This window comes from Kineosporia sp. R_H_3 (assembly GCF_002198675.1).
Classification (GTDB): Bacteria; Actinomycetota; Actinomycetes; order Actinomycetales; family Kineosporiaceae; genus R-H-3.
This window is the reverse complement of sequence record NZ_MWLL01000240.1, coordinates 15,810-31,493: the sequence shown is the minus strand read 5'-3', so window position 1 is coordinate 31,493 and position 15,684 is coordinate 15,810. Positions and strand designations below refer to the sequence as shown.

Annotated in this window: 15 protein-coding genes; all 15 read right to left on the bottom strand. The window is 72.9% G+C overall.

Annotation, left to right across the window (positions count from 1 at the left end):
* Positions 1–748 (bottom strand): type 4a pilus biogenesis protein PilO (pilO, locus tag ECOMGDLI_RS30180; RefSeq protein ID WP_143448039.1); only part of this gene is annotated, 748 nt, incomplete at its 3' end.
* Between the two features lie 2 nt (positions 749–750).
* Positions 751–1,464, bottom strand: coding sequence for a PilN domain-containing protein (locus ECOMGDLI_RS30175; protein WP_088320526.1), 714 nt, complete (start codon positions 1,462–1,464; stop codon positions 751–753).
* A complete protein-coding gene (gene pilM, locus ECOMGDLI_RS30170; protein WP_088320525.1) occupies positions 1,464–2,513 on the bottom strand; it encodes a type IV pilus assembly protein PilM in 1,050 nt (349 codons plus the stop codon). The genes ECOMGDLI_RS30175 and pilM overlap by 1 nt, the downstream gene beginning before the upstream one ends.
* A gap of 160 nt (positions 2,514–2,673) precedes the next feature.
* A complete protein-coding gene (locus tag ECOMGDLI_RS30165) occupies positions 2,674–3,450 on the bottom strand; it encodes an A24 family peptidase (RefSeq protein WP_088320524.1) in 777 nt (258 codons plus the stop codon).
* A 54-nt stretch (positions 3,451–3,504) separates the two neighbouring features.
* Complete coding sequence (locus ECOMGDLI_RS30160; protein ID WP_088320523.1) at positions 3,505–5,298, bottom strand: hypothetical protein; 1,794 nt, start codon at positions 5,296–5,298, stop codon at positions 3,505–3,507.
* 2 nt (positions 5,299–5,300) lie between these two features.
* A complete protein-coding gene (locus tag ECOMGDLI_RS30155) occupies positions 5,301–6,017 on the bottom strand; it encodes a type II secretion system protein J (RefSeq protein ID WP_088320522.1) in 717 nt (238 codons plus the stop codon).
* Positions 6,014–7,276: a prepilin-type N-terminal cleavage/methylation domain-containing protein gene (locus ECOMGDLI_RS30150; RefSeq protein WP_158221216.1), complete on the bottom strand. Its 1,263-nt coding sequence runs from the start codon at positions 7,274–7,276 to the stop codon at positions 6,014–6,016. Before ECOMGDLI_RS30150 ends, ECOMGDLI_RS30155 begins: the two co-directional genes overlap by 4 nt.
* 267 nt (positions 7,277–7,543) lie before the next feature.
* Positions 7,544–8,014: a type II secretion system protein gene (locus ECOMGDLI_RS36495; RefSeq protein WP_088320520.1), complete on the bottom strand. Its 471-nt coding sequence runs from the start codon at positions 8,012–8,014 to the stop codon at positions 7,544–7,546.
* A gap of 186 nt (positions 8,015–8,200) precedes the next feature.
* Positions 8,201–8,662, bottom strand: a complete 462-nt coding sequence (locus ECOMGDLI_RS30140; RefSeq protein ID WP_088320519.1) for a prepilin-type N-terminal cleavage/methylation domain-containing protein — start codon at positions 8,660–8,662, stop codon at positions 8,201–8,203.
* 8 nt (positions 8,663–8,670) lie between these two features.
* On the bottom strand, positions 8,671–9,894 hold the full coding sequence (locus ECOMGDLI_RS30135) for a type II secretion system F family protein (protein ID WP_088320518.1): 1,224 nt from the start codon (positions 9,892–9,894) through the stop codon (positions 8,671–8,673).
* A 20-nt stretch (positions 9,895–9,914) separates the two neighbouring features.
* A complete protein-coding gene (locus ECOMGDLI_RS30130; RefSeq protein WP_233153684.1) occupies positions 9,915–11,252 on the bottom strand; it encodes a type IV pilus twitching motility protein PilT in 1,338 nt (445 codons plus the stop codon).
* A 125-nt stretch (positions 11,253–11,377) separates the two neighbouring features.
* Entirely contained in the window at positions 11,378–13,039 is a 1,662-nt protein-coding gene (locus ECOMGDLI_RS30125) for an ATPase, T2SS/T4P/T4SS family (protein WP_088320528.1), read from the bottom strand.
* Positions 13,040–13,179: 140 nt separating this feature from the next.
* Positions 13,180–14,058, bottom strand: coding sequence for a shikimate dehydrogenase (locus ECOMGDLI_RS30120; RefSeq protein ID WP_233153683.1), 879 nt, complete (start codon positions 14,056–14,058; stop codon positions 13,180–13,182).
* Position 14,059: 1 nt separating this feature from the next.
* The gene (gene mltG, locus ECOMGDLI_RS30115; protein WP_158221215.1) at positions 14,060–15,202 is read right to left on the bottom strand and encodes an endolytic transglycosylase MltG; all 1,143 of its coding nucleotides are present in this window, start codon (positions 15,200–15,202) and stop codon (positions 14,060–14,062) included.
* A gap of 7 nt (positions 15,203–15,209) precedes the next feature.
* Positions 15,210–15,677, bottom strand: a complete 468-nt coding sequence (ruvX, locus tag ECOMGDLI_RS30110; protein ID WP_233153682.1) for a Holliday junction resolvase RuvX — start codon at positions 15,675–15,677, stop codon at positions 15,210–15,212.
* Between the last annotated feature and the right edge of the window lie 7 nt (positions 15,678–15,684).

The following is a 15,684-nucleotide window of genomic DNA, read 5'->3' as shown; positions in this document are numbered from 1 at the left end:
TCGTGGCGGGGGTGGTCGGGGTCGCCGTGGACATCGGGCTCCCGGCGGCGCCGGCGGTGGTGCCGGTGCCGGTCGTGAGGACGTCCGCGCTCATGCCCGGCAGGGCGAAGACCTTGCCGGTGATCGTCACGGCCACGTTCCCGCCGGTCGCCGAGGCGTCCGCGCCGCCGGCGCTGCCGGCGGACATCTGGACGGCGGTCACGAGGAAGGCGCGCGGCATCTGCGTCTGCAGCTGCTTGAGGAACGCGACGGTCTGGAAGTAGTCGCCGTCGATCGCGACGGTGACGGGGATCGCGACGACCGTCGACCCGTCGACGGCGGTGCTCCCGGCGGCGGCCCCCGCGGCGGCGGTGGCGGCAGGTGCCGCCGCGGCCGCGCCCGGCACCGCGGTCCCGGTCGTCAGGGTCTGGCCCGGACCGGGTGTGACGCTCGAGAGCGTCACCCCGGTGCTCTCGGACATCGCGTCGAGGTCGCGGACCAGCCGCGGCATCCCGGCGTCCGGCGGCATCTGCGCGAGGATCGAGGCGAGCTCGGCCTGGCTCTCGGGGAGCTTGGCGAACTGCGCGCGGAGCTGGGCGATCTTCACCTCGAGCAGGTCGTTCTGGCTCTGCGTCGAGGCGTTCTGGTCGCGCAGTTCGGCGGCCTCGGTGCGCTGCGGCGACACCAGGAGCAGCCAGCTCAGGCCGAGCAGGGCGACGCACAGGAGCGTCGTGCCGGCGACCCACCGGGCGGTGCGGCTCGTCAGCATGGTCAGCTCGCCTTCCCGTCGAAGCGGTGCGAGAGCGCGCTGTCGTCGATGACGATCTTCGAGGAGAAGGTCACCGGGCCGTCGTCGGCGGTGCCGCCGCCGGCCGACCGGGTCGCGCTCTGCAGGGTGGACCCGTCGAGGCCGTCGACGCTGCCCACGGACTCCAGCCACGTCGAGACGTCCGGGAACCGGTCGCCGCCGCCGGTGAAGGTGACGGCCCCGAGACCGGACGGGGTCAGCGGGTCGGTCGCCGTCGTCGGCGCCCCCGAGGTGTCCATCGCGACCGTGACGTTCGTCAGCGACACCGTGTCCGGCGTCGCCGCCGCGAGGTCGTCGAAGAACCGGTACCAGAGGACGTCGGACCCGAGCGCTGCCGTCCGGGCCGCCTTGGCCTGCTCGACCCGGGACAGGACCCGCGGGACGTCGGCGTACTTGGCCTCCTCGGTGTGCAGCTGCGCGGTCCGGGCGCGGGACACGTCGAGGTCCGCCTGCGCGACCTGGACCCCGTGCAGCGACCACGCGAACGCGAGGCCGGCCACGGCGACGGTGCCGACGACGGCCCCGGCGAGCATCTTCTGGACGCGCCGGAACGCACGGGCGTCGAGGACCTCGCGCGGCAGGAGGTTGACCTTGGGCACGGGGGCCCAGTCGACCCGGACACCGCCCCCGGCGGGGGTGACGGCCTCGACCGTCTGCTGCTGGGCGTCGACCGTCATCACATGGCTCCCAGGGCGAGTCCGACCGGGACGGCCGCGAGCGGTCGGACGAAGGCGAGCTGGTTGTCGTCCAGGCCGGTCCGGCCGATCTTCAGCGAGGCGAGCGGGTCGCCCGCGACGACGGGCAGCCGGGTCGCGGCCGAGAGCCGCTCGGCGAGGCCGTCGAGCCGCGAGCCGCCGCCGGAGAGCAGGATCCGCTCGAGCGGGACGCCCGGCGTCGAGGCGGCGTAGTAGTCCAGGGAGTTGCGGATCTCGTCGACGAACTCCTGCGCGGTGGCGGTGAGCGCCTTGTTGACCGCCGCGAGGTCCTCGCTCGACCCGGTGTGGGCCGCGGTCTGCTTGAGCGCCTCGGCCTCGGCGACCGTGATGCCGAGCCGGTCGGCGACCGCGTCGGTGATGTCCTGGCCGCCCATGAGGAGGATGCGGACGAAGCGCGGGCTCCCCGCGGAGTGGACGACGACGTTCGTCACCCGGGCGCCGATGTCGATGAGCGCCTCGGTCTCGACGTCCGCGCCGGTCTGCTTGCCCATCGCGCGCAGGACCGCGAAGGACGTGAGGTCGACCGACAGCGCCGTGAGGCCCGCCTTCTCGGCGCAGCGGACGTTCGCGAGGACCGTCTCGCGGGCCGCGGCGACGAGCAGCCCGCGCAGCTGGCGCGCGCCGGAGGCGTCGGTGGTCTCCTCGACGGGGAAGAAGTCGAGGACCGCCTGGTCGACGGGCATCGGCAGGAAGTCCTGCACTTGGAAGGGGAGGCTGACGCGCAGCTCGTCCTTGGGCATCCACGGCAGCTCGAGCTGGCGCACGATGACCCGCTGGTTCGCGACGCCCATGACGACGCGCTTGTGCGAGAAGCCCGTCGCGCTCCAGAGCTGCCGCAGCGAGGCCGTCACCGGCTCGGGGTCGACGACCTCGCCGTCGCGCACCGCACCCTCGGGGAGCACCACCTGGCCGAACCGCTCCAGGGTGATGCCGGAGCGTCCGTAGGACAGCTCGACGGCGCGGACGACCGAGGTCCCGATGTCCAGACCGATCGCGGTTCGACCCGCCATGAATGATCCCCTCCGTGGAATCGGCCCGGCGCGGTCGGCACCGGGCTCACGAGTCCAGATCGGGTCGGGACGGCGACCGCTTGAGGCGTCGGCCCCGCCCACTAGGCCGGGAGGGGCTCGCTTCGTCCGATCGGCGGAGCGTTTCCGGTACCGACGGTGACTAGGCGAGGCCGGCCGCGCGCAGGTAGGCGCCGGCGACGTCCGCACCCCAGACCGCGCCGAGCCAGGACCCGACGATCATGTACGGCCCGTACGGGATCTGGGTCTTCAGCGACCCGCGGCCGACGACCATGATCGCGATGCCGGCCAGGCCGCCGACGAGGAACGCGAAGAAGGCCCCGGTGACGAGCTCGGACCAGCCGAGCCAGCCGAGGTACATCCCGAGCACCCCGGCGAGCCGGACGTCCCCGTAGCCCATCCCCTGCGGGTAGACGGCGTGCAGGAGCCGGTAGAACAGCCACAGCGCGGCCCCGCCGACGAGCATCCGGACGACGGACGACGTGTCCCGCTCCACCAGGCTCGCGGCCCCGAGGAGCACCCCGGCGACCGGGTAGGACCGCGCGACGATGACGTACGGCAGCCGGAACGTGTCGATGTCGATGAGTGCCAGCGCGATGCTGATCGCCGCGAGGAAGAGGAACGCCGGCAGCACGGCGACCCAGCCGAGCCACCAGCCGACGAGCGCGAACGCCACGGCGGTGCCGGCCTCGACGAGCGGGTAGCGCACCGAGACCGGCTCACCGCAGCAGCGGGCCCGGCCGCGCAGGAGCAGCCAGGAGACGACGGGCACGTTGTCGCGCGGCGCGATCGGGGTGTCGCACCGCGGGCACGCGCTCGGCGGGCTGACCACCGACCGGTCCGCGGGCACACGCGCGACGACGACGTTGAGGAACGACCCCACGAGTAGGCCCAGGACGCCGCAGACCGCGATCAGCACGCCGAGAACCGTAGTGGACGGCTGCGGTGCGTCACGCGCCGGTCACCGAAGGCGTCACTTGTCCGTGACCGTGACGACCTGCCACGGCGTCGCCGCCGGCTTGAGGAAGTAGGGCGGCTGCAGGTTCTTCAGGCGCTGGTCGTACACGTAGTTCTTCAGGTAGCCGCTCGTCGGACCGCTGGAGTTGCCGGTGCCGACGGGGCCCCGGTAGCGCTGCGAGATCGAGCCGAGCACGTTGAGCTTGGACGAGGTGGACGACGTCGACGACAGCGCCGCGCCGTACTGCCAGTTCTGCACGAGGAAGCTGTGCCGCAGCGAGAGCACCGCCGCCTGGATCGTGTGCACGCTCGAGGACGACGAGAGCAGGTTGTTCCCCGAGGAGTCGACCGGGTGGTAGACCCAGACGTAGCTGCCGGCGACGAGGCCGACCATGTCCGTGCCGGTGGCGCCGTCCGCGGCGAGCACGTCACCGGTGACGACGACGTCGTCCTTCGCGGCGACGGTCACCTGCCCGTCCACGGTGCCCTGGACGACGGCGGTGCCGCGGCCGCACGAGTAGTCGGTCGTGATCCCGCCGGTCCACTCCCCCGACCGCGGCACGGTCATCTTCGAGGTGTCGAGGCTGCCGCACGACGCGGTGTCGTTGACGTAGATGACGGGCGGGACGGTCTTCGTCTGGACGTTGGCGCGGTTGGACGTGTCGAGGCAGCGCGACGGCGCGTTCGTCGTCGACGGGCTGTAGACCTGCATGGTGCTGCCCTGGAAGGTGATCCGGGTCTGGCCGGTGTAGAGGCAGCCCGGCCCGGCGGCGGCCGACGGGTCGTCGATCCGCGGCTCGACGTACTTGAGGAGCTCGGAGTTGCCGTTCGGCATCGCCAGCGGCGCGGCGTAGACCGGCCAGTAGCCCTGCGTCCCGCCCGAGGACAGCAGCGGCTGACCGCTGTTCCACCAGCGCCGGGACGGGTCCGGCGGGTTGGTCCAGCTCGACTCCGTCACGGGGTCGGTGAACAGCGGGCTGCCGCCGACCTGCAGGGCGTCGTTGCTGTGCAGCGGCCCCTGGACGATGTCGCCGGACGCCCACTGGATCTCCAGGCAGGTGAACCCCGCGACCGTGCCGGTGCTGACGACCGTCCCGGTGAGGCTGTTCGACCAGGTGTCGAGGACGCGCACCGGGTACGAGGCGGCCGCGTAGGTGGGGGCGGACCGGCCCGCGTAGTAGTAGCCGCCGCAGGCGACGGGCACACCCGAACCCTCGTCCACGTAGCGGTACCGGGTGCCGTGCGTGCCGCTGTTCCAGTAGGAGTTGCCGTTCACGGTGACCGAGGTCCGCGAGTAGAACAGCTCGGGGTCGAGGACCTCGACGTCGCTGAAGTAGATGAACCGGAGGAACCCCTTGGGCTGCAACGTCGCGGTGAGCGTCCGGCTCACCCCCGGGGCGCCCGCGCCGGGGCTGGACGTCCCGGTGGCCTGGAGCCGGATCACGCCGTTGCGCGCGGTCTCCTCCGCCGTCGACAGGAGCTGGTAGCGGTAGGACGCCGCCCGGCCGGCCGAGCCCTGGATCGTCCGGCCGGTCGTGAAGGCCGGGTTGGCGGCGTCGGCGCCGAGGGTCCAGTAGCTGTCGTTCGCGGTGAGCCGCGCCACGTACTCGTCGATCCCGGCCTGCGCCGCGGCGACGGCCGCCTTCGCGTCCTGGTCCGTGCGGGCCTTCGGCGCCTGACCGATGACGAGCGCGAGCGAGGACAGCAGGAAGAGCGTGACGACGGCCATCGTGCCGAGCACCGTGACGAGGGCGACGCCCTCGTCGGCGGTGCGCGGACGGCGCGCCGGGTGGTCCGTTCGCCGGCGCATCGCTACACCCCTCCGGAGTCGGTGAGGACGTTGGACAGCGTCACCCGGGTGAGCAGCGGCGCGCCGGGCACCTCCGGGTGCTTCGGGTCGGTCACGGTGAGGGCGACCTCGATGCTCTGCACACCGCGCAGGTCCGTGCTCGCGAGCGCCCCGGAGACCAGCGCGACCGGGGCGGTGTCGACGCCGCCCTGGGCGAGGACGGCGGTCGCGTAGTAGCGGTAGGCGGGCGGGGTCGTCGTCCGGGCCAGGCACACCGGGGTGCCGGACGGCGTCCACGTCCAGAACGGGCCGGTCGTCGCCGGGGAGGTCACCGCGACACCCGGGGTGATCCGGCGTGTCACGCAGGTCCCGTCCCAGCCGAGCTCGACGAGCGAGGCCACCGTGTCGGTGCTCTGCGCGGCACCGGACCGGTTGAGCAGGGCGTAGAACGTCACCGACGTCGCGGTGCCCTGGACGACGGCGGCGGACTGGCCCTTCGGCCGCACCGCGGTCCGCAGGCTGCGGCTGACGGCCTCGCCGACGACCCGGGTGTCGGCCGACGTCCCGACCCGGACGGCGACCGAGCGCGAGGCGTTCATCGTCCCGATCGCGACCGTGGCGACGCCCACGAGGACGACGGACCCGACCGCCGCCGTGACGGCGAGCTCGACGACGGAGACGCCCGCCTCCCGACGGCGTCCCGACCGGCCGGCGGGCCCGCGGCCGAGGCGGCGGATCACGCGGTCACCGTCAGCACGACGGTCTTCGGGCCGGAGGTGTCGAGCGAGGCCGTGACCGGTGCGACGCCGTTCGGGACGGTGAACGTCCAGGTCCCGGCGGGCAGCAGGACGCCGACTCCCCCGGCGGTCGTCGCGGGGAGCGTGAAGGTCTCGCCGGTCGTGCACCGCTGCCCCAGCCCGGCGGCGTCCGCGGCGTGCGTCGCCGTGACGACGCGGCCGGTCAGACTCGTGCCGAGCAGGCTGCGGACGTCGACGAGGACGGAGCCGGTCCGCACCTGGACGGTCGTGCCGTCGGACGCCGCGGGCGCGAGGTCGACCGTCGTCACGGCGCCGCTCACGGTCTTCACGTCGGCACACGTCCCGGCCCAGACGTCGTAGACGGTCGGGAAGAGGTGCTCTGCGGTGCCCGGCAGCGCTGTCACGCAGCCGACCGCCGCACCGGTGCAGACCGGGTAGACGGTCTCGGAGACGTAGCTGCTGCGCAGCACCGTCCGTACCCCGGCCGGCGCGGTGAAGCCGGTCGGCCCGGTGAGCACGAGCTGCGCCGAGCGCGCGGTGTCGTAGAGCAGGGTGCCGCGGGCGATCGTGCCCGCCGAGACGCCGAGGCTCGTCAGCGTGCTCGCCTGCGCGTTCGTCGTCCCGACGTAGCCGCCCGTGTCGACGGCCGCGGTGTACGCGCCCGGCGCCAGGCTCGTGAAGACGGCGCAGCCGTCCTCGCCGGTCGTCGTCGTGGCACCGCCCGGGGAGAGCGTCACGACGACGTCGGAGACCGCGGCGCCGCTCGCCCCCACGACCGACACCGCGACCGAGCCGGACGCCGTGTCGAGGCCGTCGGTGCCGATGCCGACCGCCTTGAGGGTGTCGGCCCGGACCGCCTTGACCCGGCCCATCCCGGGCCACGTCACGGTCACGGTGACGAGCTTGTAGGCCAGCCCGGCGGCGCTCGCGGTGCACACGCTCGACGTGGCGTCGGACGGCACGTAGGTGGCCGTCTGCTTGACGGTGTACGTCACGCCCCCGACGGTCTCGGTGCGGGTCGTGAGGCCGTCCGGGATGTCGACGGCGCGCTGCGAGCGGGCCGACTCGATCTGGCGGTCGGCGAGGTTCGCGGCGACGACCCGGCGGTCGTTCGAGGCGAGCAGGCCCGTCGTCCGCAGCACGAGGCCGAGGGCCACCGTCACGAGGATGCTGAACACGCTCATGGCGACGAGGACCTCGGCGAGCGTGAACCCGCCGTCCGGCCGGTCTCGTCGCGGCATGTGCTCCCCCTCGTGGACAGTCCCTGCGTCGGACGCGACGGTGCGTCGCCCGCGCCGTCCCGGCTGCGTCATCGACCGGGGCGGGCGATCCCTTGAGGCCGGTCACCCGGGTGCGCCCGGGCGGCCGCCCGCCGTCCGGGGACGACGTGACGGACCGCGACGGCCGACTGACCCGTTGCGCCGCAACGCCTCAGGGGCGGCTCCCCCTGCGGGAGCCGCCCCTGAGGCGTGAGGTGCGGCCGTGGCCGCGAGATCACCGGACCGAGGTCACGGAGTGGTGGCCGTGCTGCACTGACCCGACTCGAGGCCGTTCTGCGCCGAGTACTTGAAGGTCTTCGTGCTGCCGTTGGTGTCGTTGAGCGCGATGCACCACGCGGCCGCGGTCCAGCCGGTCGTCGTGGCCGTGGCGCCGGTGGCGGTCGCGGTCGCACCGAACGTCGTGACGACGGCGACACCGCTGCTCGCCTTGCCGGCGTCGGAGCCGGCGACGGTGTAGCGGCCCGAGGTCAGCGTCACCGCGGGAGCCGTGGTGTTGTCGACGAAGTAGGTCGCGATCTCCTTGCCGAGCGTGGACACGTCGGCCTTGACCGCGGTGTCGCGCGCCTTGGCCCGCTGCGAGAGGAAGACGGGGATGGCGATCGCGGCGAGGATGCCGATGATGATCATGACGACGAGGAGCTCGATGAGCGTGAAGCCCGAGTCCTTCTCGTCGACGGACTTGCGGATGCGAGCAAGCATGCGCTGGGCCCTTCTCGAGGCTCGGCGCCCGCCGGAGGGCGGTCGCCGCGATGGTTGACGATGACGGTCCTGCATCGGCGCCCTGCGCCGGTTCTTGAGGCTCTCCGGCCGGCCGGTGCTGCGTCCGGGTGGCGCGTTCACCCGGACGGCCCACGCCGCGGGGACCTCGGTCCCCGCGACCTGCGGTCAGGGCGAGGTCGGGCTGGAGCAGACGCCGCTCTCGAGCCCCTGCTGGGCGGAGAACCGGACGCCGGCGAGCGAGCCGTCGGGGTGCGTCAGCGCGAGGCACCACGCGGACGCCGTCCAGCCCGTCGTGTCGACGGTCGCCGGGTCGGCGCCCGCGACGACGACGCCGGGGCTGGTCTTGCCGAGATCGTCACCGGCGACGACGAACCGGCCTGCGGTGATGACGACGGTCGGCGGTGTCGTCGCCCCCAGCCAGTGCTCGACGACGCGCTTGCCGAGCCGGTTGACGTCGGAGCGCGTCGCGGCGTCCCGGGCCTTCTGCCGCTGGTCGGCGATGACCGGGATCGCGATGGCCGCGAGGATGCCGATGACGAGCATGACGACGAGCAGCTCCACGAGCGTGAAGCCGTCGTCGTCGGGGCGCTCCGCCGTCCTCCGGGCGGCCCGAGGGGCGCGGGTCACCGGTGCTCCTACTGGATGAGGTCGAAGACCGAGAAGATCGGCATGTAGAGCGCGATGATCATCGCGCCGACGATGCCGCCGAGGACCGCGATCATGATGGGCTCGATGAGGCTCGTGAGGGCCTCGGTCGTCGCCTCGACCTCCTGGTCGTAGAAGTCCGAGATCTTGTGGAGCATCGTGTCCATCGCGCCGGTGTCCTCGCCGACGGCGAGCATCTGGACCACCATCGGCGGGAACACCTTGTGCTCCGAGAGCGGACCGGCGAGCGACTCGCCGCGGCGCACGCTCTCCTCGACGTCCCGGGCCGCGTTGCGGATGACGATGTTGCCGCTGGTGTCGCCGACGATCTCCAGGCTCTGGAGGATCGGCACGCCCGAGGAGAGCATCGTGCCGAGGTTGCGACTGAACCGGCTGATGGCGACCTTCTGGAACAGCGAGCCGAAGACCGGCACCTTGAGCTTGATCGGGTCGACGACGGAACGGACCCGGTCCTCGTGCTTGACCTTGGACCAGACGACGGCGCCGACGATGCCGAGGACGAGCAGGATCGGTGCCGCCCAGCGCATCGCGGCCGAGAGGAAGACGAGCACCCGGGTCGGCGCGGGGAGCGTGCCGCCGAGGTCGGAGAACATCTTCGCGAAGATCGGCACGATGAACAGGAGCATGCCGACGACGGCGATGATCGCGATGACGAAGACGACGACCGGGTAGGTCATCGCCGACTTGATCTTGCTGCGCAGCTTGACCTCGGCCTCGAAGTTCGCCGCGATCTGGAGCAGGACGGCGTCGAGGAAGCCGCCGACCTCGCCGGCGCGCGTCATGTTCACCATGAGCGGCGGAAAGACCTTGGGGTGCTTGCCGAGGGCCGACGACAGCGACTGGCCGGTCTCGACGGCGTTGCGGACCTCGCCGAGGGTCTTGGCGAGCGGCTTGCTCTCGGTCTGCTCGGAGAGGATCGCGAGCGCCCGCAGCAGCGAGAGCCCCGAGTTGATCATCGTCGCGAACTGCCGGCTCATGACCGCGAGGTCCTTGAGCGTGACCCGGTTGCCGCCCGGGAGGGTCAGCTCCTTGTTCATGCCCGCGTTGGACTCCCGGATGCTGACCGGGGCGTAGCCCATGCCCCGCAGCTTCTGGACGAGCGCGGCCTCGGTGGGCGCGTCGAGCCGCCCGCTGACGAGCTGGCCCTTGCGGTCGCGGACCGAGTAGTCGAAGGTCTTCGTCGCCGTCGCCATGTGCGTCTCCCTAGGTCGGCTCAGGCCCGGCCGGTGAGGCGGGTGTAGTCCTCGACGTGGTGGGCCTTCTCGAGACCGTGCTCGTACGTGATGCGCCGGGTCCGGACGAGGTCGGCGAGGTGCTGGTCGAGCGTGTGCATGCCGAACTGGGCGCCGGCCTGCATCGCCGAGTAGATCTGGTGGGTCTTGCCCTCGCGGATGAGGTTGCGGATCGCCGGGGTGGCGACCATGACCTCGGTGGCGACGACCCGGCCGCGGCCGTCGGCCGTCTTGCACAGGGTCTGGCACACGACGCCCTGGATCGCCCCCGCGAGCTGGGTGCGGACCTGGGTCTGCTGGTGCGGCGGGAAGACGTCGATGACGCGGTCGATCGTCTGGGCGGCGTCCTGCGTGTGCAGGGTCGCGAAGACGAGGTGACCGGTCTCGGCCGCGGTGAGGGCGACGGAGATCGTCTCGAGGTCGCGCATCTCGCCGACGAGGATGATGTCGGGGTCCTGCCGTAGGACGTGCTTGAGGGCCTGCGAGAACGAGTGCGTGTCCTCCCCGACCTCACGCTGGTTGACCAGGCACGCCTTGTGCCGGTGGAGGAACTCGATCGGGTCCTCGACGGTCATGATGTGGTCGCGGCGCGTCCGGTTCGCGAGGTCGACGAGCGCGGCCAGCGTCGTCGACTTGCCGGAGCCGGTCGGCCCGGTGACGAGGACCATGCCGCGCGGCAGGCCGGCGAAGTTGCTCACGGCCGGCGGGACGCCGAGGTCCTCGAGGGTCTTGATCTCGAAGGGGATCTGCCGGAACGCGGCGCCCACCGACTCGCGCTGGCGGTAGACGTTGACCCGGAACCGGGCCCGTCCCGGCAGCGCGTACGCGAAGTCGAGCTCGAGCTCGGTCTCGAACCGCTCACGCTGCTTCTGGGTGAGGATCGCGTAGACGACGCGCTGGATGACCTGCGACGACAGCGGCCCGAGCTCGTCGAGCCCGGCGAGCTCGCCGTTGACCCGGACGACGGGCGGGGCGCCCGCGGAGAGGTGGACGTCGGAGGCGCCGATGTCGAGGGCGCGCCCGAGCACCATCCCGAGGTCGAGGTCCCCCTCGCCGACGCCCTGCTCGGTCGTCGCCCGCCGGTACGCCTCGCCGGAGGCGGCCTCGGCGGCCGCGGCGACCCGCGGCTCGGGCGGGCGGGGCGCGGTCTCGTGCGCGACGGGCTGGGCGACGGGCTGGACGACGGGCTGGACGGGGACCGTCGCGGTCGGCTGCTGCACCGGGACGGCGGGCTGCACCGGGTCGGCGAGGGCGAACCGCTCCGGAACGTACGGCTCGGCGGGCCTCGGCGGTCCGCCCGGCTGTCCCTGCTGCTCCACCGATGGTCTCCCTCACGCGCCCTGGACTCGTGCTCGTCTGTCGATCGGCCGTCCGGCTCCCCCGCTTGAGCGCGGATGCCGCCGTCCGGGTGCCGCCGTCCGGGTCTGCGGACCCGGCGGGGCCCCTAGGCGACGACCCGGAGGATCTCCTCGATGGAGGTGACGCCGTCCCGCACCTTCGCCATCCCGTCCTCGCGCAGGCGGCGCATCCCCTCCCGGCCGGCGACGCTGCCGATGTCGGTCGACGACGCCCGCTGCACGGCGAGCCGCTCGACGTCCTCGGTGACCGCCATGACCTCGTGGAGGGCGAGGCGGCCCTTGTAGCCGGTCCGTGCGCAGGCCGGGCACCCGGCGGCCCGGTGCAGGGTGGGCACCTCCTGGCCGGGGATCCACGGGTAGCGCGCGGCGAGCAGCTCCTCGGGCGTCGGCTCGTAGGGCTCCTTGCACTTCGCGCAGAGCCGCCGGGCGAGCCGCTGGGCCAGCACGCAGTCGAGCGCGGAGCCGACGAGGAACGGCTCGATGCCCATCTCGGTGAGGCGGGTGATCGCCGAGGGTGCGTCGTTCGTGTGGAGCGTCGAGAGCACGAGGTGCCCGGTGAGGGCGGCCTCGACGGCGATCTGCGCCGTCTCGTGGTCGCGGATCTCCCCGACGAGGACGACGTCCGGGTCCGAGCGCAGGATCGAGCGCAGCGCCGCCGCGAACGTCAGCCCGGCCTTCGTGTTCACCTGCACCTGGTTGATGCCCGGCAGCCGGTACTCGACCGGGTCCTCGACGGTGATGACGTTGATCTCCGGCCGGGCGACGAGGTTGAGCGTCGCGTAGAGCGTCGTCGACTTCCCCGAGCCGGTCGGGCCGGTCACGAGGATCATCCCGTAGGGCTTCGTGAAGCTCGCCGAGTAGCGGGTGAAGTTCTCGTCCGTGAAGCCGAGGTCGGACAGCGCCAGCCGCGCCGTGGAGTTGTCGAGGATCCGCATGACGACCTTCTCGCCCCACACCGTGGGCAGGGTCGCGACGCGCAGGTCGATCTTCTGGCCGCCCGTGGAGACCGAGAGCCGGCCGTCCTGCGGGATGCGGCGCTCGGAGATGTCGATGTCGGCCATGATCTTCAGCCGAGAGATGACGCCGGACTGGATCGACCGCGGCGACCGCATGACGTCGTGGAGGACGCCGTCGATCCGGTAGCGCACCCGCAGCTCGTGCTCGCCGGGCTCGATGTGGATGTCGGAGGCCCGGTCCTGGATCGCCTGGGTGATGAGGAGGTTGACGTACTTGACGATGGGCGCCTCCTCGACCACCTCCTTGAGGCGGCCGAGGTCGTCCTCCTCCTCGACGGCGAAGCTGCTGCCGAGGTCGTCGAGGTCGGCCTCGGCCCGGCAGAGCCGGTCGACGGCGGCGAGCAGGTCGTCGCGGGTCGCGACGACCGGGCGCGGCTCCCAGCCGGTCATCGAGCGGACGTCGTCGAGGGCGAAGACGTTGCCCGGGTCCGCCATCGCGAGCAGGAGCTTGCCGTCCTCGTAGCCGATCGGGAGGACGGCGTGCCGGCGGCAGACCGCCGCGGGCACGAGCGCGACCGCCGAGCCGTCGACGTTGTAGTCGGTGAGGTCGACGAACGGCAGGCCGATCTGGTGGGCGAGCGCCGCGACGAGCTGGGCCTCGGAGAGGACGCCGTGCTCCACGAGGACGCGCCCGAGGCTGCGCCCCTCGCGCTGGTGGACGTCGTACGCGGCGGCGAGCTGGGCCTCGTCGACGAGGCCCCCGTCGAGGAGGATCTCCGCGAGCTGCTTCACCACGTGCGCCACCGGCGGCGCCGCTCCGCGGGCAGGGAGCCGGTCGCCGTCATGGCGCGGTCATCGGCAGCCGGCGCCGCACGCTTGAAGCAGGTCCACCGCTCGGCCCAACCCCCGCGGGGGCCGTCCGGGTGGCCGGGTCAGCGGCGCGCGACCTCGGCCTCGACGGCGGCGCGCATCGCCGGCACCGGCGGCTCGAGCCCGGTCATGAGCCGGACCTGCTCGGCGGCCTGGTGCAGGAGCATCGCCAGCCCGGAGACGACGGGGCCGCCGGCGCCGACCCAGGCCCGGGCCAGCGCGGTGGGCCACGGCGCGTAGACGACGTCGAGGAGCACCGGCGGCGGGGCGCCGTCCCGGACGGCCGGGGCGACGAGACCGGCCGCGAGCGCGTCGGCGAGGGCGTCCGCCGCGCCCGCGGGCAGCGTCGAGACGACGACCGCGGGGGCCGCGCTGACGACGTCCGCGGCGTCCAGCCCCGCGAGCCGGACGTCCAGCCCGAGCCGCTCCCCCGCGGCGACGACGTCACCGGACCGACCGGCCGAGCGGACGTGGACCCGCGGCGCCCGCACCCCGAGGTCGCGCAGCGCCGCGACCGCCGAGCAGGCCGTCGCGCCGCCGCCGAGGACGGCCGCGGTGCCGGCGGACCGCACCCCCGCCTCGGCCAGCGCGGCGACGATGCCGTGGACGTCGGTGTTGTCGCCGACCGGGCCCGCCGGCCCGAACGTCACGGTGTTCACGGCGCCGACGGCGCGGGCGAGGTCGCTCTCCGCGGCGAGCAGCGGCCGCACGACCCGCTTGAGCGGCATCGTCAGCGACAGCCCGGCCCACGACGGGTCGAGCCCGGCGAGGAACGCCGCCATGCCGTCCTCGGCGACCTCGATCGCGTCGTACCGCCACCGGGTCAGCCCGAGCGCCTCGTACGCGGCCCGGTGCAGGGTCGGCGACAGCGAGTGCGCGATCGGGCTGCCGAGCACGGCGGCCCGCCGCACCCCGTCGGGTGCGGTGGCGGGACCGGTCACGTCAGGTGCCCTGCGGGTGGTCCCGCAGCCACTTCTGGAACTCGGCGGTGTTCTTCCGCGCCTCGGCGTCCGTCGTCGCGAACTTCGTCTCGCCCGTCTCCGGGTTCACGGTGACCCAGTACATCCAGGTCCCCTTCGCCGGGGCGAGGGCCGCCGCGATGGCGTCCGCGCCCGGGTTGCAGATCGGGCCGAGCGGGTAGCCCTTGACGTAGTAGGTGTTGTACGGCGACTTCGTGTCGCGTTCCTTCTGGGTCGTCGTCACGCCGAAGCGCTGGACGGCGTACGACGTCGTCGAGTCGAGCTGGAACTTCCAGCCCTTCTTCGTCCGGTTGTCGAGCACGCGGGCGATCTTCGGGTAGTCCGAGGCACGGCCGCCCTCGGCCTGCAGGATGCTCGCCTCGGTGAGCACCTTCCACTCCTGACCGGCCGGCACACCGGCGGCGGTCAGCTCGTCGAGGGTCTCGGTGACCATCGCCGTGAGCACGCTGACGGCGGTGTCCCCGGGCTCGACCTCGTAGGTCTTGGGGAAGAGGAAGCCCTCGGCGGGGAACTTGAGCCCCTTCTTCGAGGTCGCCCACTCCGGGATGCCGAGCGCCGCCGGGTCCTTGAGCGCGGCCTGGAGGTCCTTCTTCGGGATCCCCGTCTTGGCGATGATGTCGACGATCTCCGTGACGCGCTTGCCCTCGGCGACCGTGAACGTCTTCACCTGACGGTTCTTCGGGTCCGCGAGCAGCGCGATGGCCCCCGACGACGTCATCTGCAGCCGCAGCTCGTACGTGCCGGGCCGGATCTTCTGTGCGCGGGGGTCCTTGTTCGCGGCATCCACGAAGGCCTTCGCGGACTTGACGACCTTCTTCTCCGCGAGGATCCGGCCGATCGTGCGGCCGGAGGCGCCGTCCGGGATCTTCACCATGACGCTGCCGGTGCCCGGGCCGGGGAAGTCGCTCGGCGCGGTGAGGCTCGCGATGATCGGCTTGGCGCCGAACCACACGGCCGTCCCGGCGAGCCCGAGGATGACCAGGCTCACGAGCACCGCGACGCGCGAGCGGCGCTTGCGCTTCTTGCGGCGCTTCTCCTGGGCCCGCTGGCTGCGCCGCACCCGGCCGCTGGGCGGCTGCACACCGGGCAACTCGACGTCGCTCACCACGTCGTCACGCCTCCCGAGCCTCCTCCGGCGCCGGCCCGGACCGCACGAGCGAGCCGGGCGCATGCCCCGACGCCCTTTCGGCGTCGAGCGCGTACTGCAGGATCACCACCGCGGCCGCCTGGTCGACGACACCGCGGTGCTTGCGGGCCGCCACCCCAGCACCACGCAGAGCAGCCGTCGCCGTCACCGTCGACAACCGCTCGTCGACGAGCCGTACCGGAACCGGCGACACCGCCCGTGCGACGTCGTCAGCGTAACCGCGGGCGGCCCCCGCCGCTGCCCCCTCGGCCCCCGACAGGCCCGTGGGAAGCCCGACGACGACCTCGAGAACCTCCCATTCACGGACAAGATCGACCAGACGCGCGATGTCCGACCGGTCTCTTTTGTCCCGCTTCAGGGTTTCCACGGGTGTCGCGAGGATGCCGTGCGGGTCGCTGCGCGCGACACCGACCCGCACCGAGCCGACGTCCACCCCGAGC

Excerpts from the sequence above, each read along its gene's own strand:
- ECOMGDLI_RS30175 (WP_088320526.1), bottom strand. The coding sequence starts at position 1,464 with ATGACGGTCGACGCCCAGCAGCAGACGGTCGAGGCCGTCACCCCCGCC.
- ECOMGDLI_RS30135 (WP_088320518.1), bottom strand. The coding sequence starts at position 9,894 with ATGGCGACGGCGACGAAGACCTTCGACTACTCGGTCCGCGACCGCAAG.
- ECOMGDLI_RS30150 (WP_158221216.1), bottom strand. The coding sequence starts at position 7,276 with ATGCCGCGACGAGACCGGCCGGACGGCGGGTTCACGCTCGCCGAGGTC.
- ECOMGDLI_RS36495 (WP_088320520.1), bottom strand. The coding sequence starts at position 8,014 with ATGCTTGCTCGCATCCGCAAGTCCGTCGACGAGAAGGACTCGGGCTTC.
- pilM (WP_088320525.1), bottom strand. The coding sequence starts at position 2,513 with ATGGCGGGTCGAACCGCGATCGGTCTGGACATCGGGACCTCGGTCGTC.
- ECOMGDLI_RS30160 (WP_088320523.1), bottom strand. The coding sequence starts at position 5,298 with ATGCGCCGGCGAACGGACCACCCGGCGCGCCGTCCGCGCACCGCCGAC.